22 protein-coding genes and 1 tRNA gene are annotated in these 21,239 nt (G+C 55.2%); 12 read left to right on the top strand and 11 right to left on the bottom strand.

Annotated features, from left to right (window positions below):
- Nucleotides 1–16 precede the first annotated feature (16 nt).
- A complete protein-coding gene (locus tag N037_RS10460; protein WP_023333280.1) occupies nt 17–943 on the top strand; it encodes a LysR family transcriptional regulator in 927 nt (308 codons plus the stop codon).
- On the opposite strand, the gene N037_RS10455 is transcribed toward N037_RS10460, so the two are convergent.
- The 7 genes from N037_RS10455 to N037_RS10425 form a co-directional block, all read right to left on the bottom strand.
- Nucleotides 938–1,630 carry an aspartate/glutamate racemase gene (locus N037_RS10455; protein WP_032640728.1) on the bottom strand — a complete coding sequence of 231 codons (693 nt, stop codon included), beginning with the start codon at nt 1,628–1,630 and terminating at the stop codon, nt 938–940. The two genes, N037_RS10460 and N037_RS10455, sit on opposite strands and share 6 nt — an antisense overlap.
- 91 nt (nt 1,631–1,721) lie before the next feature.
- Nucleotides 1,722–2,846 carry an LPS O-antigen length regulator Wzz(fepE) gene (gene wzz(fepE) / locus N037_RS10450; RefSeq protein WP_032640726.1) on the bottom strand — a complete coding sequence of 375 codons (1,125 nt, stop codon included), beginning with the start codon at nt 2,844–2,846 and terminating at the stop codon, nt 1,722–1,724.
- A 208-nt stretch (nt 2,847–3,054) separates the two neighbouring features.
- Nucleotides 3,055–4,470, bottom strand: coding sequence for an arabinose-proton symporter AraE (gene araE / locus N037_RS10445; RefSeq protein WP_023333283.1), 1,416 nt, complete (start codon nt 4,468–4,470; stop codon nt 3,055–3,057).
- Nucleotides 4,471–4,782: 312 nt separating this feature from the next.
- Nucleotides 4,783–5,544 (bottom strand): 2-dehydro-3-deoxy-D-gluconate 5-dehydrogenase KduD, encoded by a 762-nt coding sequence (gene kduD / locus N037_RS10440; protein WP_032640725.1) that lies wholly within the window; start codon nt 5,542–5,544, stop codon nt 4,783–4,785.
- A 63-nt stretch (nt 5,545–5,607) separates the two neighbouring features.
- Nucleotides 5,608–6,444 carry a 5-dehydro-4-deoxy-D-glucuronate isomerase gene (gene kduI, locus N037_RS10435; RefSeq protein ID WP_032640722.1) on the bottom strand — a complete coding sequence of 279 codons (837 nt, stop codon included), beginning with the start codon at nt 6,442–6,444 and terminating at the stop codon, nt 5,608–5,610.
- A gap of 236 nt (nt 6,445–6,680) precedes the next feature.
- A complete protein-coding gene (locus N037_RS10430) occupies nt 6,681–7,859 on the bottom strand; it encodes an acetyl-CoA C-acetyltransferase (RefSeq protein WP_023333286.1) in 1,179 nt (392 codons plus the stop codon).
- A 93-nt stretch (nt 7,860–7,952) separates the two neighbouring features.
- A complete protein-coding gene (locus tag N037_RS10425; RefSeq protein WP_023333287.1) occupies nt 7,953–8,819 on the bottom strand; it encodes a LysR family transcriptional regulator in 867 nt (288 codons plus the stop codon).
- A 105-nt stretch (nt 8,820–8,924) separates the two neighbouring features.
- Here N037_RS10425 and N037_RS10420 point away from each other — a divergent pair, with 105 nt between their 5' ends.
- Complete coding sequence (locus N037_RS10420; RefSeq protein WP_023333288.1) at nt 8,925–9,386, top strand: multidrug/biocide efflux PACE transporter; 462 nt, start codon at nt 8,925–8,927, stop codon at nt 9,384–9,386.
- Nucleotides 9,387–9,505: 119 nt separating this feature from the next.
- Nucleotides 9,506–10,735: an amino acid permease gene (locus tag N037_RS10415; protein ID WP_023309066.1), complete on the top strand. Its 1,230-nt coding sequence runs from the start codon at nt 9,506–9,508 to the stop codon at nt 10,733–10,735.
- 36 nt (nt 10,736–10,771) lie between these two features.
- Here the strand turns inward: N037_RS10415 and N037_RS10410 are convergent, their stop codons facing one another.
- Complete coding sequence (locus N037_RS10410; RefSeq protein WP_023333289.1) at nt 10,772–11,044, bottom strand: GNAT family N-acetyltransferase; 273 nt, start codon at nt 11,042–11,044, stop codon at nt 10,772–10,774.
- Between the two features lie 10 nt (nt 11,045–11,054).
- Nucleotides 11,055–11,285, bottom strand: a complete 231-nt coding sequence (gene yjdI, locus N037_RS10405) for a 4Fe-4S mono-cluster protein YjdI (protein WP_008499689.1) — start codon at nt 11,283–11,285, stop codon at nt 11,055–11,057.
- A gap of 178 nt (nt 11,286–11,463) precedes the next feature.
- On the opposite strand from yjdI, the gene N037_RS10400 reads away from it, so the two are divergent.
- From N037_RS10400 to N037_RS10365, 8 genes are all read left to right on the top strand, one after another.
- Entirely contained in the window at nt 11,464–13,104 is a 1,641-nt protein-coding gene (locus N037_RS10400; RefSeq protein ID WP_032640720.1) for an ATP-binding protein, read from the top strand.
- A complete protein-coding gene (locus N037_RS10395; RefSeq protein ID WP_156369720.1) occupies nt 13,088–13,783 on the top strand; it encodes a response regulator in 696 nt (231 codons plus the stop codon). Before N037_RS10400 ends, N037_RS10395 begins: the two co-directional genes overlap by 17 nt.
- Nucleotides 13,784–13,951: 168 nt before the next feature.
- Nucleotides 13,952–15,040, top strand: a complete 1,089-nt coding sequence (locus N037_RS10390; RefSeq protein ID WP_023333292.1) for an ABC transporter substrate-binding protein — start codon at nt 13,952–13,954, stop codon at nt 15,038–15,040.
- An 80-nt stretch (nt 15,041–15,120) separates the two neighbouring features.
- Nucleotides 15,121–16,890, top strand: a complete 1,770-nt coding sequence (locus N037_RS10385) for an ABC transporter permease (protein WP_032640717.1) — start codon at nt 15,121–15,123, stop codon at nt 16,888–16,890.
- Nucleotides 16,883–17,953: an ABC transporter ATP-binding protein gene (locus tag N037_RS10380; RefSeq protein WP_032640714.1), complete on the top strand. Its 1,071-nt coding sequence runs from the start codon at nt 16,883–16,885 to the stop codon at nt 17,951–17,953. Before N037_RS10385 ends, N037_RS10380 begins: the two co-directional genes overlap by 8 nt.
- Before the next feature lie 182 nt (nt 17,954–18,135).
- Complete coding sequence (locus N037_RS10375; protein WP_032640712.1) at nt 18,136–18,627, top strand: Hcp family type VI secretion system effector; 492 nt, start codon at nt 18,136–18,138, stop codon at nt 18,625–18,627.
- Nucleotides 18,624–19,037: a polymorphic toxin type 44 domain-containing protein gene (locus tag N037_RS10370; protein ID WP_231686684.1), complete on the top strand. Its 414-nt coding sequence runs from the start codon at nt 18,624–18,626 to the stop codon at nt 19,035–19,037. Before N037_RS10375 ends, N037_RS10370 begins: the two co-directional genes overlap by 4 nt.
- A complete protein-coding gene (locus tag N037_RS10365; RefSeq protein ID WP_032640709.1) occupies nt 19,015–19,440 on the top strand; it encodes a hypothetical protein in 426 nt (141 codons plus the stop codon). The genes N037_RS10370 and N037_RS10365 overlap by 23 nt, the downstream gene beginning before the upstream one ends.
- A gap of 169 nt (nt 19,441–19,609) precedes the next feature.
- Here N037_RS10365 and N037_RS10360 read toward each other — a convergent pair.
- Nucleotides 19,610–19,683 (bottom strand) — tRNA-Gly (locus N037_RS10360).
- 80 nt (nt 19,684–19,763) lie between these two features.
- Nucleotides 19,764–20,507, bottom strand: a complete 744-nt coding sequence (gene actS / locus N037_RS10355) for an amidase activator ActS (RefSeq protein WP_023333298.1) — start codon at nt 20,505–20,507, stop codon at nt 19,764–19,766.
- A gap of 163 nt (nt 20,508–20,670) precedes the next feature.
- On the opposite strand from actS, the gene idi reads away from it, so the two are divergent.
- Nucleotides 20,671–21,213, top strand: coding sequence for an isopentenyl-diphosphate Delta-isomerase (gene idi / locus N037_RS10350; protein WP_032640707.1), 543 nt, complete (start codon nt 20,671–20,673; stop codon nt 21,211–21,213).
- Nucleotides 21,214–21,239 lie beyond the last annotated feature (26 nt).

Here is a 21,239-nt window from a genome sequence, read left to right as displayed (position 1 = left end):
TGCTTTCAGGAGCCCTATGCCTGCCGTCAATTTACGCCACATTGAGATTTTTCATGCCGTGATGACCACCGGCAATCTCACCGAAGCCGCACAGATGCTGCATACCTCGCAGCCGACGGTGAGCCGCGAGCTGGCGCGCTTCGAGAAAGTGCTGGGGCTGAAGCTGTTTGAACGCACCCGGGGCAGGCTTCACCCGACGGTGCAGGGGTTACGCCTGTTCGAGGAAGTACAGCGCTCCTGGTACGGACTGGACAGAATAGTGAGTGCGGCGGAAAGCCTGCGCGAGTTTCGCCAGGGCGAGCTTTCGATCGTCTGCCTGCCCGTCTTTTCGCAATCGTTTTTGCCGATGCTGCTTCAGCCCTTCCTGGCCCGATACCCGGAGGTCAGTCTCACCATCGTGCCTCAGGAATCTCCCCTGCTTGAAGAGTGGCTTTCGGCCCAGCGCCATGATTTAGGCTTAACCGAAACCCTCTCCACGCCAGCGGGAACGGCACGCACGGAGCTGATCTCGTTAGATGAAGTGTGCGTTCTGCCCGCCGGGCATCGGCTTGCCGGTAAGGCGGTGCTCACACCGGAGGATTTCCACGGGGAAAACTACATTAGCCTGTCGCAGACCGACAGTTACAGACAGCTGCTGGATACGCTGTTTGCCGAGCATCAGGTCAAACGCCGGATGGTGGTGGAAACGCACAGTGCGGCTTCCATTTGCGCGATGGTGCGTGCAGGCGTTGGCGTCGCGGTGGTGAACCCGCTCACGGCGCTGGACTATGCCGGAGGCGGGATCGTCATCCGCCGTTTTAGCGTGTCAGTCCCGTTCACCGTGAGCCTGATCCGCCCGCTGCACCGTCCGGCTTCCGCGCTGGTGGACGCTTTCACCGAACACTTAAAGGAGCACGCGCGTCAGGTGGCGCTTCGCTTACCTGACCTGCAAAACCCGTTATGACAGCATAAACGCCACGGCATCCGCGGCATGGATGGCGGTGGTATCGAATACCGGGACGGGGCTTCGCTCGACGGGCACCAGTAAACCGATCTCGGTGCAGCCGAATATCACCCCTTCAGCCCCCTGCTGCGCGAGTTTATCAATGACGCTGACGTAATACGCGCGGGAAGAGTCGCTGAAGGTACCGAGGCAGAGCTCGTCAAAGATAATCTGATTGATGCGCGCCCGATCTTCTTCATCCGGGATCAGGCTTTCGATCCCAAATTCACTGTGCAAACGTCCGCGATAAAAATCCTGTTCCATGGTGTAGCGTGTACCCAAAAGCGCTACGCGGCGCATCCCGGAGGCCGCAATTGCACGCCCGGTCGCGTCCGCGATATGCAGAAACGGCAGCGAGCAGCGGTCCTCAATATGCGACGCCACTTTGTGCATAGTATTGGTACAAAGCACGATACCCTCGGCGCCGGCACGCTCCAGACCCAGCGCCGCCTGGGCCAGGATCTCCCCGGCTTTATCCCACTCACCGCTCGACTGGCAGGCTTCGATTTCATGGAAATCAACGCTGTGCAGCAGCAGGCTTGCGGAGTGCAGCCCCCCCAGACGCAGCTTAACTCCTTCGTTAATCAGGCGATAATAAGGGATTGTCGATTCCCAGCTCATTCCGCCTATCAGGCCGATCGTTTTCATCATCCCTCCTTATCTTTGGTCTCTTTTTTTAGCACAACCAACGCCAATAAAAAAAGGCGCTCTATTCAGCGCCTTTTTTAAACTGCAGAGTTTATTCCGTCACCGGCTCCGTCAGCGGAGTACGGGTGAGCATCGCCTCGCGCAGCAAAACGCTACCGCAGGCAAACAGGCCCCCCATGAGCGCCGCCAGAAGGACAATCAGAGCCTTGCTCGGGCCATCCTTTTTCACCGGCATGGAAGGCGAAAGCTGATACCTGAATGGCTCAAGTTTAACATCGGAAAAAGAGAGCTTTTTCAGCTGCGCAAGGTGGTATTCCCGGTTCTGGAAATCTGCATTCAGCTCGGTCACGTCCTTCAGATTTTTTTCGATCTGCAGCTTTTGCGCGATACCGTCAGCGCCGAGCGCAACGGAGTAATCAGGATCGTCCTTCACCGCTTGGCCGTTGCTGTAAACCGGCTTCTTGATGCCTGCGGCATTTGCCACTTCCAGCGAATAATTCAGTCGCTGCAGGTTGGTATTGTGAATATTGGTCAGGCGGACGCGATCCAACTCCAGCTGCTGCTCAACGGCTTTCGTTTTCAGAGCGATCTGGCTGCGGATATTCTGCACCGTCTCTTTCTCGACAATCGCTGCGATATAATTGATATATCCCTGCAGGACGGATTGGGCATCGCCCGCTGTCGGCGCAGTGAAGCTTAATGTCCAGGAGACATACGGCATTTTATCCGCATCTTTTGCCTGAGTGTCGTTCACCGCTTTCATTCTTTCTGAGATGTTGACTATCGCCCGATGCAGCTCAAGCGGGTCCACCTCCGCGCCTTCCAGCTGCGACGTCACGTAAGGAGAGGTTTTCATGTACTCTTCGAGCAATGACTGAGACTGAAACTTTTTGATAAACAAGTCAAAGACTTCCGGGCGGGAAATTTTCGCATCCACGTCAAGCACCTGTAACTCGACCAGCATCTGGCGCAGCGGGTTCCACTGCAGCTGTTCTGCCTGCGTGATCACGGCTTTACTGGTCCAGTTCTGCGGCAGTAAAAATGAAAGGGCCAGCCCCACCAGCGCGAAAGCAAAGATAATGGTGGCGATACGTTTTTTCGCCGCCAGAAGGAGCGCAAAGATACCCAGAAGATCTATCTCTTTTTCGCTTAAAGCCGGGGCGGTATAACGGGGAAAATCAAGATCGGTGCTTTTTTTGATATCCATCTCAGACATAGGCATTTTTCTTTTTAGGATGCGTTTCATTTTGCGCAAAAAATAGCGGTGGTCCGATGATACATTATCCTAAGAATTATCTTAAGTTCAAATCCCTATATTTATCTCCCCCTGCCAGAGTTGGTAGTGAGTTTCATTACGTTACTATTGTAATAAAGCACCGTCTTACCAACTCTGACTGTATTAAACGCTTAAACAGGCCAGACGATCACACGCCGATATTACGCAGCTTCTCCCCAGCCATCAGCTTGCGTTCGATGTGTTCCAGCGTCACGCCTTTGGTTTCCGGGATCAGCCAGAACGTGACGCCAATAAATGCGACGTTCAGCACCGTATAGAGCCAGAACGTTCCGGCAGCGCCAATCGCGTCCAGCAGCGTCAGGAACGTCGCGCCGATGATCATGTTCGACACCCAGTTGGTGGTCGTGGAACAGGTGATGCCAAAGTCACGACATTTAAGCGGCTGAATCTCGGAGCACAGGATCCACACCACCGGCGCGGCGCTCATCGCGTAACCTGCGATACACATCATGGTCATACCGACAGAAAGCCAGGAAAGCCCGCTTGAGGCCGTGCCGTTATCAAACTGCATCAGACAATAGCCCAGGATCAGCGTGCCGAGCGCCATCACGCTGAAGCCAATTTTCAGCGCCGGCTTACGGCCAGCTTTGTCCACGGTGAATACCGCAATAAAGGTGGCGAACATGAAGGTCAGCCCCACCACCAGGGTCGCAATCATCTGCTGCTCCGTGGTGGTGAACCCGGCCATTTTGAATATGCGCGGCGCGTAGTACATGATGATGTTCATGCCGGTGAACTGCTGCATCGCCTGCAGCAACATGCCGAGGAAGACCGCGCGGCGCACGTTGCGATTGATCTTAAACAACGCCCAGCCCCCCTGCTTCAGCTTCAGGCTTTCGCGGATCTCGTTCAGCTCTTCGCGCGCTTTTTCCGAGGTATCACGCAGCATGCGCAGGACCTCTTCTGCCTCCACGTGGCGCCCTTTTTGCGCCAGCCAGCGCGGACTGTTTGGCAGGAAAACAACCAGGACGATCAGCACCAGCGCCGGTAAGGCCAGCACGCCAAGCATTGCGCGCCAGTTGCCGCTGTAGCTGAAGTAGGTGTCAGACAGGAACGCCAGTACGATGCCCAGCGTGACCATCAGCTGATACATGCTAATCATCTTGCCGCGCACGTTCTCACTCGCCATTTCGGAGAGATAAAGCGGCGCGGTGTAGGAGGCAATCCCCACCGCTACGCCCAGCAGTACACGGGAGAGCAGCAGCACTTCTACGTTTGTCGCAAACGCGGAACCGATCGACCCCGCAACGAACAGGATTGCCCCGACCATCAGGCTGTATTTGCGCCCCAGGCGGAACGATAGCCAGCCGTTAAACAGCGCCCCGATGGCCGCGCCGAGCATCATGCTGCTCACCACCCACTCTTGCAGACGGTTACTGAGGGTAAAGTGATCGGTAATAAACGGTAATGCGCCGGCAATGACGCCGATATCCAGCCCAAACAACAGGCCCGCCACGGCGGCGGCGATGGAGACAAACTGGTTCATGCGGCGAGTATCACGCAGCGCAGCGGGCATTAGGGTAGAGTCATTTATAGATGTCATATTTTTCCTGCCTCAACAGCAAAATTCGTTAACTGAAATTACGAGAAAGCGAGGAAAAGTGTCAGGCCGGAAATCGCGAAGTTATGGATTATTCCGCTACGGCATACGGTTCTGTGATGGACATTACAATTTCAACTTGTGGCGAAAAATCACGTATTTTTACTAATCAGTTAATATATAAGCAATAAAAGTGTGATTGCCGTCATTTATGATTTTTCAGTATGGATTTTTCATCTTTAACGATATGGACTAAGCCAATTTTTGCGCAAAAAAACCTCCGCCCATGGGCAGAGGTTCTTAATACAGGTGGAATTAACGCGCCAGCCAGCCGCCGTCTACAGCCACGGTGTAGCCGTTGATGTAATCCGATGCGGAGGAGGCAAGGAAGACAACCGGCCCCATCAGATCGCTCGGCAGGCCCCAGCGTCCCGCAGGGATACGCTCCAGGATCGCCGCGTTGCGCTCTTCGTCTGCGCGTAGCTGCTGCGTGTTGTTCGTCGCCATGTAGCCCGGCGCAATCGCATTCACGTTGATGTTATGTTTCGCCCATTCGTTTGCCAGCAGGCGGGTCACGCCCATTACGGCGCTTTTGGACGCGGTGTAAGACGGCACGCGGATGCCGCCCTGGAACGAGAGCATAGAGGCAATATTGATGATTTTGCCGCCTTTCCCCTGCGCAATAAAATGCTTTGCCGCTGCCTGTGACATAAAGAATACGCTCTTGATGTTCAAATCCATCACGTCGTCCCAGTCGCGCTCGCTGAAGCCGATCGCGTCTTCACGGCGAATCAGCCCGGCGTTGTTCACCAGAATGTCGATATGACCAAATTCAGCCACAGCGCGCTCCAGCAGGCCAGGAATGGCTTCGATTTTACGCAGGTCAGCGGTCAGGCTCAGGAAACGGCGGCCCAGGGCCGTCACGCGTTCGATGGTGTCAGTCGGTTCAACGATATTAATCCCGACGATATCGCAGCCCGCTTCCGCCAGGCCTAACGCCATCCCCTGCCCCAGCCCGGTGTCACACCCGGAAACCACGGCCACTTTTCCCTGCAGAGAGAATGCATCCAGAATCATGTTTATTCCTTACTCTTTCAGAGCCTGTCACTCACAGGCAGGTTTATGGTTCACTGCCCGCGACTAGCGCAGATCGCTGACCGCAACATGGTCCATATCATCAAAGACCTGGTTTTCGCCCACCATTCCCCAGATAAAGGTATAGGCTTTCGTCCCTACGCCGGAGTGAATTGACCAGCTCGGTGAAATCACCGCTTGCTCGTTGTGCATCACGATATGGCGGGTTTCCTGCGGCTGTCCCATCATGTGGAACACGCAGGCGTCCTCATCCATGTTGAAGTAGAAGTAGACTTCCATGCGGCGCTCGTGGGTATGGCACGGCATGGTGTTCCACAGGTTGCCCGGCGCCAGCTCGGTCAGTCCCATGCTGAGCTGGCAGGTCTCCAGCACGTCCGGCACGAAGTATTTATTGATGGTGCGGCGGTTGCTGGTGAGGTTGTCGCCCAGCGTCACGGGTGCGACGTCTGCCGGGGTCACTTTTTTGGTTGGGTAGGTGGAGTGAGCCGGCGCGCAGTTGTAGTAAAACTTCGCAGGCCTGCTGCCGTCGATGCTGGCAAAGACCACGCCTTTCGCCCCTTTACCCACGTACAGCGCCTCGCGGTGGCCAATCTCATAGCACTGTCCGTCTACGGTGATGGTGCCCGGCCCGCCGATGTTAATCACCCCCAGCTCGCGACGCTCGAGGAAATAGCTCACGCCCAGCTGTTTACCGACCTCACCGCCCACGGAGACGCTGTTCGTGACGGGCATAATCCCGCCCACAATAATGCGGTCGATATGGCTGTAAACCATGGTGTACCTGTCGGCCTCGAATACCTGCTCGACTAAAAATGCATTGCGCAGCCCCTGAGTATCCAGCGTTTTGGCGTGCGCACTGTGGATGCTTTCTCTGACGTCCACGGTAACCTCCAGATGTGGTCATGCCCGAAGGCGGAAATAAACGAAACAGCGTTCCGTTTTTCATAATGAACACATACTATCGGCATAAAGCGGGCTTTTCAATTATATTTAAAACAACGTTTCATTTTTTATTTTTGTTTATAACAGAAATGATGTTCGGATCACAATTAAGCCGCAGGGAGAAAAAGAACACGAAAAAAAACCTCCCGGAGGAGGTCATTTTCACTGAGGAAAGATTAGCGTTCGATGGCCAGCGCCACCCCTTGCCCGCCGCCTATACAGAGGGTGGCAATCCCTTTCCGGGCATTGCGCTTTTTCATTTCGTGGACCAGCGAAACCAGGATCCGGCAGCCGGACGCCCCGATCGGGTGCCCCAGCGCGATCGCCCCACCGTTCACGTTGACCCGCAGCGGATCCCACTCCAGCATTTTTCCGACGGAGATCGCCTGCGCGGCATAGGCTTCGTTCACTTCGATCAGATCCACATCCGAAAGCTGCCACCCCGCGCGCTCCAGGCAGCGGCGCGTCGCGTAGACCGGCGCGATCCCCATTAACGCAGGATCAACACCCACGCTGGCAAATGCCTTAATGCGGGCCAGGACGGGGAGATCGAGTTCAAGGGCTTTGCTTTCGCTCATCATCATAACGGCGGCAGCGCCGTCGTTAATAGAAGAGGCATTTCCCGCCGTGACCGAGCCCTGCATTTCAAACGCCGGGTTCAGCCTCGCCAGGCCTTCCGCACTGGCGTCGGTGCGGGGCTGTTCATCGGTATCCACAACGACAGGCTCGCCGCTCTGACGCTGCGTGCTGACCGGGACAATTTCGTCGCGAAAACGACCGGAATCAATCGCCGCACGCGCTTTTTGCTGCGAGCTTAGCGCATAGGCATCCTGCACCTCACGGCTGATGCCGTACTCGCGCGCCAGGTTTTCCGCCGTCACGCCCATATGGTAGTCATTGAACGCATCCCACAGCCCGTCATGCACCAGGCTGTCGAGCAGCTGACTGTTGCCCAGCTGCGCGCCGGTACGGCTGTCGGTCAATACGTGCGGGGCGCGGCTCATATTCTCCTGCCCGCCCGCAATGATTACATCCGCTTCACCACACTGAATAGCTTGCGTAGCGAGATGCAGCGCTTTTAATCCTGAGCCACAGACGTCGTTAATGGTGATAGCGGAGACGGTATTGGGCAACCCGCCCTTCAGCGCCGCCTGACGCGCAGGGTTTTGCCCGGCTCCGGCCGTGAGAACCTGTCCCAGGATCACCTCATCAACTTCATGTGCTGCGATCCCGCTACGTTCCACCAGCGCTTTTACCACCACGCTCCCCAGGTCAACCGCCGAGTGACGCGCAAGCGCTCCCTGAAAACAGCCGATAGCTGTACGCAACGCACCCACTATTACGACATCTTTCATCACGACCTCTGTGTTAAATGACATGACGATAGTAGAGGATTGTTACTGGCAATTATCTTAATTGTTTAAAAATAGTGAGTTTAATCACAAGGATCAGCGCGCATCCTGCAGATACTGCCGCAGCCAGCTTCCGGCAACACCAGGAGGGGATCGTTTATTCCACAGCAGATCGATGCCGATCGCCCGCGGCCAGCCGGGAACATTGAGCTGTACCAGGGATTTCGCAGCGGCAAATTCATCCACCAGCGCACACGGCAATACGCACCAGCCAAATCCCTGTACCGCCATACTCAAGAGTAACAGGTAATTCGGTGCAGACCAGACGGGCCCGCGCGCGATCTCTGCCTCGCGCTCAAGGTAGGTACTCAACCGCAGCTCGCGCCAGCCGTGCAGCTCGTCATGCTGAACGTCATCCTGACCGGCCAGCGGGTGCGTGGTCGCGACATAGATCGCCATGCGGGTCTGCATCGGCAGGCGGGTGGCACCGATATCCGTAGGGTAGCTATCTCGCGCTTCCGTCAGGCCAATCTGCGCGCGCTCCTTTTGCAGCAGATCGATCACGTCCTCTTCCTCGCCAATCAGACATTCGAATTCCGTATGGGGAAAACGCGCGTCAAACTGTTTCATCATATCTTCCAGCACGTCCGGGTTGAGGGTATCGGAAAGGACAAACGTCAGACGCGCCTCCGTTTGCGCCGTGAGCGACACCGCCAGCTCGTCCAGCCGCGTGCTGGCGGCCAGGATGGCCTGCACGTAGCCCAGCACCTGTTCCCCCTGGGCCGTTAACACCGGCTGGCGCGCCGAGCGGTCAAACAGCTCGAAACCGAGATCGGCCTCAAGATTGGCAATGGACGTGCTGATCGTCGACTGGCTTTTACGCAGCCGGCGTGCGGCAGCCGAAAAAGAGCCGGCCGCAACGGTCTCGACAAACGCATTAAGGGCTTCGGGTGAATAGCGCATAACCTATCTACTTTTACGATGGATACTATCTTTAACATATCATCTTTAGCGATGAAAATAGGCCGCATCAACGCCCATACCGGCGAATTAATGAGGTCTATGACTATGCAACATCAGGATGCACTCCAACGTAAACTGCCGGAGCGGATCTTTCATGCGGTCTGTTTTGAAGGGATTGCGACGGCGATCCTCGCCCCCACCGCGGCGTGGCTTATGCAGCGTTCCGTGGTGGAGATGGGCGGGTTGACCATTATCCTGGCCACTACCGCCATGCTGTGGAACATTATCTATAACTTCGGCTTCGACCGTTTCTGGCCGGTTCAGCGCGTCAAACGTACGGCAAAAGTGCGCGCGCTGCATGCGCTGGGGTTCGAATGCGGGTTTATCGTGATTGGCGTGTCGATTGTCGCCGCCGTGCTTGGCGTCACCCTGCTGCAGGCATTCACACTAGAGATAGGTTTCTTCCTGTTCTTCCTGCCGTACACCATGTTCTATAACTGGGCGTACGATTGCCTTCGCGAGAAATTTCTTAAGCGTCGCCAGCAACGACGCGCTCTGGCTGGCTAAACGCCCTCTGGCCGGACGCCCGTTCCGGCCAAACGCCATCGAAGCAACTGCGCTCTCCAGGCATAACTATGGTAAATTGCACGCCATTCTGATGGTTTGATAGTTGAAACGTTGCTCTAATGTCGAAAATTTGGTCAAAAGATGAGACTCTCTGGAGTTTCGCTCTCTATGGCACGGCCGTGGGCGCAGGAACGCTGTTCTTGCCCATTCAGCTGGGCTCCGCAGGCGCTATTGTCCTGTTTATTACCGCCCTCGTGGCCTACCCCTTAACCTACTGGCCGCACCGCGCGCTGGCGCAGTTTATCCTGTCGTCAAAAACAAAAGGCAATGAAGGGATCACCGGCGCCGTCTCGCACTACTACGGCAGGAAGATTGGCAATTTGATCACCACGCTCTATTTCATCGCCTTCTTTGTGGTGGTGCAGATTTATGCGGTGGCCATCACCAACTCGTTAACGGAACAGCTGGCAAAACACCTGACGGTGGATACCGCCGTTCGCGTGCTGGTTAGCCTGGGGGTGGTGCTGGTTCTGAATCTGATCTTCCTGATGGGACGGCATATCACGATAAAAGTGATGGGCTTCCTGGTGTTTCCGCTGATCGCCTATTTCCTGTTTGTCTCGCTCTACCTGATTGGCAGCTGGCAACCCTCGCTGCTGACCAGCCAGATGGCCGTCGATCGCCATACCCTGCATCAGGTATGGATTTCGATTCCGGTGATGGTATTTGCTTTCAGCCATACCCCGATTATCTCCACGTTTGCCGTTGATCGCCGCGAGAAATTTGCCGACGGTGCCATGGATAAATGCAAGAAAATCATGAAGGTGGCGTACCTGATTATCTGCCTGAGCGTGCTGTTCTTTGTCTTCAGCTGCCTGCTCTCTATTCCGCCGTCGTATATTGTGGCGGCCAAAGAGCAAGGGGTGACGATCCTGTCCGCGCTGTCGATGATGCCTTCTTCACCGGCGTGGCTGGGCATTTCCGGGATTATCGTGGCGATTATTGCGATGTCGAAATCGTTCCTCGGCACCTATTTTGGGGTGATTGAAGGGGCGACGGAGATCGTGAAGTCGTCGCTTAATCAGGTGGGCGTGAAAAAGAGCCGCGCCTTTAACCGCGCGATTTCCATTATGGGAGTGTCGTTAATCACCTTTGCCGTCTGCTGCATTAACCCGAACGCCATTTCGATGATTTACGCCATCAGCGGCCCGCTTATCGCCATGATCTTGTTTATCATGCCGACGCTGTCGACGTATCTGATCCCCTCCCTGAAACAGTACCGTTCCATTGGCAACCTGCTGACGCTGATCGTCGGCGTGCTGTGCGTGTCGGTGATGTTTGTCGGCTAAACGTGCTCGTGCCCGGCGTGCTGCCGGGCGCGTGATTTACGCCCGAATATCGTCATACTCGCGCGTTTTATCAAACTCATGTTTCGCGAACGGGCACAGCGGAATAATTTTACGGTTCTCACCGCGCATCTTCTCCACCACTTTCGCCACCAGCTGTTTACCAACGCCCTGCCCTTTCAGGCTCTCATCCACATCGGTGTGCTCGATAATGCTCAGGTGCTCGCCGGTCGGTACAAAGACAATCTCCGCGACCTGGTTGCCGCTCGCATCGTTCACGTAAAACTTGTTATGGCCTTCCAGAATTTCCATGGTTCCTCGCTTATTTTTGGCGATACTTCAGCGCACCGCTCGGGCAGGTATCAATCACGCGTACAACCGTTTCAACGTCCACTTCATCGGGAATAATCCACGGCTTACGTTTCAGATTAAACAGCTTTGCGCTCCCACGCACGCAGTTACCTGAGTGTTTGCAGATCCCGGTATTGAAGTAAACGTCAATTTTCTCGCCGGTATAGGCCCGGTAACCCGCATCCAGTAGTTCTTTATCCATGACATTGCCTCTGTAATTATTATGGTGCTGAATGAAGCATAGCCTTACGGGATCCTGATGGCTATCAGGCTGAAAACGAAAAGCCAGGTCACAACTCTTTTCTCGCCAGATTGCGTCCGCTATTGGCACATGTCAGGCTCCGTAAATGTGTCACTTCTACATAACTTCCGCAGGTTGAATGAAACGCAGACTCTCTTTTCAGGTAAAGCTGTTTTTAGCGCTGGTGTGCTTCTCCTGCCTGCTGTTAGTTCTGCTGGGAACAATCCTGTTTCATTTTATTGACCGACAGCTCCATCACGATCTCGGCCAGCGCGCCCGGGTTCAGGCCAGCCAGATCGCGCTGATGCCGGGTCTGGCGGCAATGGTTGCGGCCAGAGATATCCCCGGCATCGCCCGATTAATTCAGCCCCTGCGCGCCGAAAGCGATGCCAGCTATATTGTGATTGGCGATACCGAGGAACAGCACCTTTATCATTCAGAATCCCCGGAGCGTATTAATTTACCGATGATCGGCGGGGATAACGCGGAGGTGTTAAAGGGTAAAACCATTATTTCCGTGCGCCAGGGCGGGATTGGCGTATCGCTACGCAGCAAAGCGCCCATCTTCAACGCGCAGCATCAGGTGATTGGCATTGTCTCCGTCGGCTATCTGACCTCGTATATTGCCAACATTAACGCCCGCATTCTCTGGCAGTCCGGGTTGTACGGCGCAGCGCTTCTGCTGCTGCTGTTTATTTTCTCCTGGCTGTTTACCCGCAACCTCAAAAAACAGATGTTCCGTCTGGAGCCAAAAGATATCGCTCAGCTGGTTTTGCAGCAGCGCGCGCTATTAGAAGCCATGTACGAAGGGGTATTTGCCGTTAATGGCGAGAAGCAGCTGATTTTAATTAACCGCGCCGCGCGAGAAATGCTGGATATTCGGCAAAGCGAGAAAGACCTCATCGGCAAACCGCTGGAAGACATTCTGCAAACGTCGCCGGGCTTTTTATCCCAGCGCTACGCCTCGGTGAGCAGCGGGAGCCACGACCAGATTGCGGTGCTGAACCAGCGGGAGGTGATCGTCAACCGCGTAGCGATTGAGGTCGAACCGGGCGTTGAAAGCGGCTGGGTGTACAGCTTTCGCGACAAAAATGACATTAACACGCTCAGCAGCCAGCTCAGCCAGATCAAACGCTATGCGGACAACCTGCGCATTATGCGCCACGAACAGCTGAACTGGACCGCAACTCTGGTCGGGTTGCTGCAGATGAAACACTATGACGAGGCGATCCGCTACATCCAGGTGCAGTCAGAAGGCGCGCAGCGTGTGCTGGACTTTGTCTCGGCCCATTTTGTCTCTCCGGCGCTGTGCGGGCTGCTGCTCGGAAAATACGTCAGCGCGCGCGAAAAAGGCATCGAGCTGCTGTTTGATCCCGCCTGCCAGCTCACCCGCATGCCTGCCTCGCTGAGTGAAACGGAGCTGATGTCCATTATTGGTAATCTGCTGGATAACGCCGTGGAGGCGACCCTCAACGCGCCGGGCCACGCGCCGGTAGAACTCTACATTTCTGACCGTAACCAGGAGCTGCTGATCGAGGTAGCCGACCGGGGCTGCGGGGTGGACGATGCGATGAAGCCGCATATTTTCCGCCAGGGGTTCAGCAGCAAACCGGACAGCGAAAACGACATTGTGGGTACCGAGCACGGTATTGGCCTGTTTTTGGTGGCAGGATATATCGACAAGGCCGGCGGCAGTATTGAGATTGCCGACAACGCGCCGCATGGCACTATTTTTTCTGTGTTTATTCCGAATGGGCAACAGCATGACCCGACCACTTGACGTTGTGATCGTTGAGGATGAGCCGCACCTGGCGGAGCTGCATCGCGAGTATATCGAGCAAAATTTTCATTTGCGCGTGGTGGGCATCGCCGCGTCGATAGAGCAGGCGTGCAGCCTGATCCGTCAGCATCAGCCGCGGCTTATCCTGCTGGACAACTATCTCCCGGATGGTAAAGGCGTGGAGCTCATCGACAACCCGCTGCTGAAAAGCTACGAATGCTCGGTGATCTTCATCACCGCCGCCAGCGATATGCAGACCTGCAGCCACGCCATGCGCAGCGGCGCGTTTGACTACCTGATTAAACCCGTCTTTTTCCAGCGCCTGCACGCCTCGCTGGAGCGGTTTATGCGCTTTATCCACACCGTGCAGCAGGTGAAGGTGGTCGACCAGCATGCGCTGGATCGCCTGTTTAATCTGCCTGCCGCGGAAGCCCCCATTACGCCGTCGACAAAGGGCATTGAACCCCAAACGCTGGAACGGATTAAACGCCTGTTCGCCGAGCATCCCGACAACGCGATGTCGGTTGAAGAGGTGGTGGATAACGTGGGGATCAGCAAAACCACGGGACGTCGCTACCTTGAATACTGTGTGGAGAGCGGGTTAATCAGCGTCGAAATGCTGTATGGCAATATCGGTCATCCGCGAAGGTTATACCGTAAAGCGCCCGATAAACCGTAATCCAGAACCGTTCACAGGCTAACGTTCGCGGATTTTATGGTGTTAATTGCTGAAACGACGGCGACAATCACACTTCGGAATCATTACCCGCTCCCCCCTATTGTGGGTGGAGCCCGATACGCTATGTTGACAATTAGTTCCTCAAATGTAACTAAAAGGTTAACTATAATGTCGAACACATTCCGAATTTCTCTGCTTACCGCTACTGTACTGTTCTCTGCTTCTGCACTGTCTGCCCTGCCGCAGGGGTATCCTGCCGAGTATCAAAAAGTGGTTGATGCCGCAACGAAAGAGGGCAAGGTTGTTATTTACTCCACCACCGACATCAAAGCCGCCGGGCCGCTGATCCAGGGCTTCGAAAAAACCTACCCGGGCATTAAAGTCGAATACAACGACATGAACAGCACCGAGCTGTACAACCGTTTCATCAGCGAACAGGCCTCCGGTGGGGTGAGCGGCGACGTGGTCTGGAGCTCCTCGATGGACACCGGCCTGAAGCTCGCCACCGATTACGCCATGGAGTACAAATCGCCGGAGCAAAGCCAGCTGCCGAAATGGGCGGTCTGGAAAGATAAGGCGTACGGTACTACCTATGAGCCGGTGGTCTTTATCTACAACAAGCGCCTGATCCCGGCCGGTGACGTGCCGGACTCTCACGCCGCGCTGGCGAAGCTGATTGCCAGCCAGACGGACAAATTCAAGGGCAAAGTCACCACCTATGACATCGAAAAATCGGGCCTGGGCTTTATGCTCTCGGTTCAGGATCACAACGCCGATCCTAACTACTTTAAAACCCTGGCTGACGTCGCCAAAGGTGGCTTATCGGTACAGTCGTCTACCGGCACCATGATGGAGCGCGTCTCCTCCGGTGAAAACCTGATCGGCTTCAACATCCTCGGCTCCTACGCGGAAGCGCGTGCGAAGAACGATCCGTCGCTCGGCATTTCCTATCCAAAAGATTACACCCTGGTGCTGTCGCGCGTGTCGTTCATCAGCCAGCAGGCGCAAAACGGCAACGCTGCGAAGCTGTGGCTGGACTATGTGCTGTCTGAACAAGGGCAAAACATTCTGGCCAATCAGGCAGACATTCCCTCCATTCGTAACGATATCGAAGGGAAAAATGATATCGACGGCCTGACCAAAATCCTCGGCAACGCGCTGAAGCCGATCCCGGTTGATGAAACGCTGCTGGAATACCTCCAGCCGAAAAAACGCCTGGAGTACATCAAAGAGTGGCGTACCGCCGCCGGTAAATAAGCGTCTGAGCGCGGCGCAGGCCGCCGCGCTCCCTTATCGACTGAGTTCGTTTGTCTGGGCTGCAACACCAGGGATACCCCATGAATACATTACGCAGAAAGTGGCAAAGCCTGCCGCGAAGCGTCGTCGTGCTGATAACCGCCCTGGTTATCTACACGCCGCTGTCGTTTATCGTGATACAGAGCTTCCTGTCCGCCCCGTTCTTTTCGCCGTCAAAAGAGTGGAGCTTTGAATCATTTGAGTTTATTTTCACCGACCCTGATTTTTATAAAGCCCTGAAAAGCGGCTTTATTCTTGCTTTCGGGTTGGTCTTTATCTCCATTCCGCTGGGCGGCGTGCTGGCGTTTCTGATGGTGCGTACCGACCTGCCCGGCCGCCGGTTGATTGAGCCGCTGATCCTGGTCCCGATTTTCGTTTCACCGATGGTGCTGGGCTTCGGCTACGTGGTGGCCGCCGGTCCGGTGGGCTTTCTCTCCCAGTGGGCTCAGGCGCTGATTGGGTTTGTGCCGTGGAATATCTACGACATGTCGAGCATTGTGGTCATCGCCGGCCTGACGCACGTCCCGCACGCCTATCTGTATATCTCGTCAGCGCTGCGCAGCGTGGGCTCCGACGTGGAAGAAGCCGCGCGCACCGCGGGGGCGTCGCCCTGGCAGGTGATGACTTCCGTCAGCCTGCCGATGGTGCGCCCGTCCATTCTGTACGCCACCGTGCTGCTGTTCTTCCTCGGGCTGGAAGTGTTTGGCCTGATGCTGGTGCTCGGCGACCCGGAAGGTAACATGGTGCTGGCGACCTATCTCTATAAGCTAACGAACAAGATGGGCACCCCATCCTATAACCTGATGGCGGCGGTTGCCGTGGTGCTGATCTGCATCACCATCCCGCTGGTGATGCTCCAGCGTCGCCTGATGCGCACCGCCAACCGCTTCGTCACCATGAAGGGTAAGGCCTCTCAGGCCCGCGCGCTGCCGCTGGGTAAATGGCGCTGGGTGGCTGGCGCGGTGATTGCCTTCTGGCTCACCGTCACCATCGGCGTTCCGCTGCTCGGCGTGGTGCTGCGCGCGTTTATCTCCAACTGGGGCGTGGGCGTTTCGCTGTGGGACGAGCTTTCTCTGAACACCTTCCGCACCATCTGGGCGCAGCCCAACCTGCTGCGCGCCATCGTCAACTCCATGGCGATTGGCGTCATTGGCGGCGCGCTGGCCGTGGTGTGCTACCTGTTTGTCGGCATTGCCATGCACCGTAAGCCGGATAACACCACGCGTTTCCTGGACTACAGCGTGCTGGTACCGCGCGCCGTGCCTGGCCTGCTGGCGGGTCTGGCGTTCCTGTGGGTGTTCCTGTTCCTGCCAATGTGGCTGGATAACTCGCTGAAATCCGGCTGGCTTTCCGGGTTCGCCTGGACCGACTGGATGCGTGAAAACGTCATCGTCTGGCTGCGTTCGCTGCGCAGCACCATTTTCAGCGTCTGGCTGGCCTATACCGTGGTGTGGATGGCTTACGGGCTGAGGCTCATCTCCTCCACGCTGCTGCAGGTGGGGCCGGAGCTTGAGGAAGCGGCGCGCAGCACCGGGGCGACGCGCGGGCAGATCACCCGCCACGTCACCATTCCGCTCTCCCGCTACGGTCTTATCGGTTCGTGGCTGCTGATGTTCCTGATCTTTGAACGCGAATACTCAACGGGTGTGTACCTGCTTTCACCCGGCACGGAGACCATCGGCTCGATGCTGGTTTCCCTCTGGGCCGCGGGTGCCATTGATATCGTGGCGGCGCTCTCTTTCATTAACATCCTGCTGGTCGTGGTAGGTCTGGGCATTGCCCTTCGTTTCGGAGTGAAAATACATGATTGAATTAGCGGTTGACGATCTGCACTTAACCTACGGCGACAATCCTGTTTTAAAAGGTGTCTCCATGAACCTGAAGCGCGGCGAAGTGGTCTCCCTGTTAGGCCCCTCCGGCAGCGGTAAAACCACCCTGCTCCGCGCCGTTGCGGGTCTGGAAAAACCGACGCAGGGGTCCATTGTCATTGGCAATAATAAAGTTTACGACGGCACGCCGCGCAGTGAGGTCCCGGCGGAAGAGCGTAACCTGGGGCTGGTATTCCAGTCCTATGCCCTGTGGCCGCACAAGACCGTGTTTGAGAACGTGGCCTATCCGCTCAAGCTGCGCAAAGTCCCGGCCAAAGAGATCCAGCAGCGCGTGCAGGACGTGCTGGACCAGCTGGGTCTGGGCCATCTTGGCAAACGTCACCCGCACCAGCTCTCCGGCGGGCAGCAGCAGCGCGTGGCGATTGGCCGGGCGTTGGTGTACAACCCGCCGGTGATTTTGCTGGACGAACCGCTCTCTAACCTCGACGCCAAGCTGCGCGAAGAGGCCCGCGTGTTCCTACGCGAGCTGATTATCAAGCTCGGGCTATCGGCACTGATGGTGACGCACGACCAGAACGAAGCGATGTCCATTTCCGACCGCATCCTGCTGCTCAACAACGGCAAAATTGAGCAACAGGGCACGCCGCAGGAGATGTACGGCTCGCCGAAAACGCTGTTTACCGCCGAATTTATGGGCAGCAACAACCGCCTGCACGGCAAGGTCACCGAAGTGCGCGACGGCAAAGCGCGCATCGAAGGAAAAGGCTGGGTGCTGTGGGGCCAGGCCGGTGAAGGACTGCAGAGCGGTGAAGAAGCCACGGCGGTGATCCGCGTCGAGCGCGTGGCGGTGGTCGAGGGGCCAGGGGAAAATCAGCTTGAGCTGCCGCTGCTCACCAGCATGTATCTCGGTGACCGCTGGGAGTACCTGTTCCGCACGGTCGGGGATGATTTTGTGATCCGCGCGTATGGGCATGAGGTTCGGGATCCGCAGCACTGCCATCTTTCGCTGCCGGAGAAGCATGTGTGGGTGTTCCCGAAAGGGTGAATGTGAGGGGAAAAGGCCGCGGGATGCGGCCTTTTTTACATTAGAAATGTATTTAGCTTTACTTAACTCAAATTCAATAAAATATAACTAATTGATTATTATAACCTTATTCATTTACCACTACCTTCCCTATAGGTACAATTTCCTTATGGATTTTTATAACAGCATAAGGAAAAAGAAAAATGGCTATTCCAGCTTATCTATGGCTTAAAGATGACGGCGGCGCAGATATTAAGGGATCTGTAGACGTTCAAGACCGTGACGGCAGCATTGAGATCACCGGATTTTCCCATAATCTCAGCATTCCAACGGACGTAATGACGGGAAAGATCACAGGAACCCGCAAGCATTCAGCTGTGCTAATTCAAAAAGAGTTTGATAGTTCATCCCCCTACCTCTATAAAGCCGTTGCCACTGGTCAGACGCTAAAATCTGCTGAGTTCAAATGGTACAAGATCAACGACGCTGGACAGGAAGCGGAATACTTCAACTTCCTGCTGGAAGGCGTAAAAGTTGTCAGCGTTTCGCCAGTGATGCACGACACCAAAGATCCGACCAAAGAGAAGCATAATCACCTTGAGTGCGTAGAACTTCGTTATGAAAAAATCACCTGGAAATATTGCGATGGCAACGTGCAGTTTACCGATGCATGGAATGAGAGAGCGCAAGCGTGAGATACCCCACATTAGCGGCAACACCTCACCCGCCGTTTGATGTGTCCTCTTTCGCCCCGCCAGATGTGAATATCGTCAGTAATATGATGATGGCTCGCTTTCACCGTGGCCCGTCAGCCCTCACCTATGCATGGTTTTATCAGCAGGTTAGAGGGCATGGCCCGTGGGATTACAAACAGCGTGATAGACAGTTCGAGAGTTTTGGAAACTTCCACTACGGGGCTGTTGGTCACGCTGCGGGGATTCCCGACGAAGTATTACTTAGGGGCGCAGGATGGGCGCAGAGTCGTGCAGGTACAACTGATGCAGCTTTTGGTAATTGGTATGGCTCAACGCCTTACGGTGATGATCCTAATGACCAGTATTGGATAAGAGCGGGTATCGACTATGCAAAACGTACAGGTTTTTAAGAAACAGTATCTCCTTCTGATCCTGTTGACTGTTATCGCCTTTGGGATCTACAAGGTGCTGCACTTCTCACCGCTTGAGCAAGAGATTATCAAGAAGGTGAAAGTAAACAACCTGGCTAATCTTTACATCACGGAAGCGAGTGCAGGCGCTACCACAGGCTTTTCCTACCGTTTCTATATGTATGATGCTAACAAAGACGATAGAGCATTTATGGAGAGTCTGAAGGACGATGACGAGCCTTTCATGATCACTACGGACAAGGACGCATTGATGAAGGTCGAGAATGACGCGATCTATCTGTCAGTGAAGGGAACCATCTACACCTTTCACAACCAGGCAGCCTACAAAGCGCGTGATTCGATCTACTCAGTGCCTGTCTACCTCACCGCCTTACCTTTCTAAGAACATAGCCAGCTTTCACGCTGGCTCACAAAAGAAGCCACAAAGCCACACATCGGACTTAGATACGTTTGATCATCAGAATGGTAAAAACCCATAGGCGACAAAATTAGGCATCTATTTAAATTATTGATATATAAGACTTTAACAGCTTGTTTACAAGGGGAGATTCTGGAGCGGGCGAAGGGAATCGAACCCTCGTATAGAGCTTGGGAAGCTCTCGTTCTACCATTGAACTACGCCCGCTTTGAGGTGCGTAAGGCATTATAGACCTTACACACCTTCATACAAGCCTCTTCACAACTAACCGGCGATTAAATAATCACTTAGCACTTCGGTTTGCTGCCGGGTGCAGGAAGATAACGCTGCGGATCGATGGCCGTCGCCTTATAGCGAATCTGGAAATGCAGCTTCACCGCGTCCGTACCGGTGCTGCCCATGGTGGCAATCTTCTGCCCGGCTTTGACGTTCTGCCCGTTGTTGACCAGCATCGTGTCGTTGTGCGCATAGGCCGTGATGTAGTCTTCGCCATGCTTAATCATGATCAGGTTACCGTAGCCGCGCAGCTGGTTACCCACGTAAACCACCTTCCCTGCCCCGGAGGCATAAACCGGCGTACCGCGCGCAGCGGCAATATCAATTCCCTTGTTGCCACCTTCAGAGAGTGAGTAAGGGGCGACCACTTTACCGCTGGCAGGCCAAATCCAGCAGCGCTGTCCAACCGGCGGCCATGACGATTGCGGCACCTGATAGGACGGCGTCACTTTGGCGGTTTTGCCTTTCGAAGAGGATTTTTTACCCGAGGACGATCCGCCGCTCACCTTCAGCTGCTGCCCCACCTCAATGGTGTAGGGTGGAGAGAGATTGTTCAGCCGCGCCAGATCCTTCACGCTGGTCCCCGTTGCGCGCGAAATCCGGTACAGCGTATCCCCGCGCTTAACGGTATAGACCGAACCGGAATAGCTGCCCATATCTGATGATTTGCTTCCTGAGCAGCCCGCCAGTAATAGCGTCAGCGTCAGGCAAAAAATGGCGGTAATGGGATTTTTCGTCAGGCTTCCTGCAAACAAAACAGATCCTCGGTCAGCGTGAATGGCGCACTATGATAACAGCCAAAACGAATATGGGTCATGCCCTTTTCCGCTCTACGAGCCAAACCGTTCGTATAAGAATGCAGTATAATGATCCGGCTGATGGTGCCGAACCATTCGGCATTTTGGCACTGGAGCATCAATGAGTATTCAAGAACACGTTATTTTGGTAAACGACCAGGGAATGGTGATTGGCACTCAGGAAAAATATGCCGCGCACACCTTACATACCCCGCTGCATCTGGCTTTCTCGTCCTGGCTTTTTAACGCAAACGGCGAATGTCTGATCACCCGACGCGCCTTAAGCAAAAAAGCCTGGCCCGGCGTCTGGACCAACTCCGTCTGCGGCCACCCGCAGTCCGGCGAAGAGACGGTACAGGCGATAATCCGCCGCTGCCGCTTTGAAGTGGGCGCTGAACTGGCCGATATCACCGCCGTCGCCCCTGAATTTCGCTATCGGGAAGCCGACCCGTCGGGGATCGTGGAAAATGAAATTTGTCCGGTATTTGCTGCCCGCATCACCAATGACGTGACGATAAACGAAGATGAAGTGATGGACTATCAGTGGGTTGAGCTGGACGCGTTATTCCGCGCGCTGGACGCGACGCCCTGGGCCTTTAGCCCGTGGATGGTCATGGAAGCGAAGACCGCCCGCGAAAAACTCAAAGCCTTCGCGACGCAATAAAAAAGCCCCTTTCGGGGCTTTTTTTT

This window comes from Enterobacter sp. EGD-HP1 (assembly GCF_000733275.2).
Classification (GTDB): Bacteria; Pseudomonadota; Gammaproteobacteria; order Enterobacterales; family Enterobacteriaceae; genus Enterobacter.
Note: the sequence above shows the minus strand (reverse complement) of the source record. Positions and strands in the feature narration are given on the sequence as shown.

What these genes read in the sequence shown, in the direction of transcription:
- N037_RS10460 (WP_023333280.1), top strand. Translation starts at nt 17, where the DNA reads ATGCCTGCCGTCAATTTACGCCACATTGAGATTTTTCATGCCGTGATG.
- N037_RS10455 (WP_032640728.1), bottom strand. Translation starts at nt 1,630, where the DNA reads ATGAAAACGATCGGCCTGATAGGCGGAATGAGCTGGGAATCGACAATC.
- araE (WP_023333283.1), bottom strand. Translation starts at nt 4,470, where the DNA reads ATGACATCTATAAATGACTCTACCCTAATGCCCGCTGCGCTGCGTGAT.
- kduD (WP_032640725.1), bottom strand. Translation starts at nt 5,544, where the DNA reads ATGATTCTGGATGCATTCTCTCTGCAGGGAAAAGTGGCCGTGGTTTCC.
- N037_RS10430 (WP_023333286.1), bottom strand. Translation starts at nt 7,859, where the DNA reads ATGAAAGATGTCGTAATAGTGGGTGCGTTGCGTACAGCTATCGGCTGT.
- N037_RS10425 (WP_023333287.1), bottom strand. Translation starts at nt 8,819, where the DNA reads ATGCGCTATTCACCCGAAGCCCTTAATGCGTTTGTCGAGACCGTTGCG.
- N037_RS10420 (WP_023333288.1), top strand. Translation starts at nt 8,925, where the DNA reads ATGCAACATCAGGATGCACTCCAACGTAAACTGCCGGAGCGGATCTTT.
- N037_RS10415 (WP_023309066.1), top strand. Translation starts at nt 9,506, where the DNA reads ATGTCGAAAATTTGGTCAAAAGATGAGACTCTCTGGAGTTTCGCTCTC.
- N037_RS10410 (WP_023333289.1), bottom strand. Translation starts at nt 11,044, where the DNA reads ATGGAAATTCTGGAAGGCCATAACAAGTTTTACGTGAACGATGCGAGC.
- yjdI (WP_008499689.1), bottom strand. Translation starts at nt 11,285, where the DNA reads ATGGATAAAGAACTACTGGATGCGGGTTACCGGGCCTATACCGGCGAG.
- N037_RS10400 (WP_032640720.1), top strand. Translation starts at nt 11,464, where the DNA reads ATGAAACGCAGACTCTCTTTTCAGGTAAAGCTGTTTTTAGCGCTGGTG.
- N037_RS10395 (WP_156369720.1), top strand. Translation starts at nt 13,088, where the DNA reads ATGACCCGACCACTTGACGTTGTGATCGTTGAGGATGAGCCGCACCTG.
- N037_RS10390 (WP_023333292.1), top strand. Translation starts at nt 13,952, where the DNA reads ATGTCGAACACATTCCGAATTTCTCTGCTTACCGCTACTGTACTGTTC.
- N037_RS10385 (WP_032640717.1), top strand. Translation starts at nt 15,121, where the DNA reads ATGAATACATTACGCAGAAAGTGGCAAAGCCTGCCGCGAAGCGTCGTC.
- N037_RS10380 (WP_032640714.1), top strand. Translation starts at nt 16,883, where the DNA reads ATGATTGAATTAGCGGTTGACGATCTGCACTTAACCTACGGCGACAAT.
- N037_RS10375 (WP_032640712.1), top strand. Translation starts at nt 18,136, where the DNA reads ATGGCTATTCCAGCTTATCTATGGCTTAAAGATGACGGCGGCGCAGAT.
- N037_RS10365 (WP_032640709.1), top strand. Translation starts at nt 19,015, where the DNA reads ATGCAAAACGTACAGGTTTTTAAGAAACAGTATCTCCTTCTGATCCTG.
- idi (WP_032640707.1), top strand. Translation starts at nt 20,671, where the DNA reads ATGAGTATTCAAGAACACGTTATTTTGGTAAACGACCAGGGAATGGTG.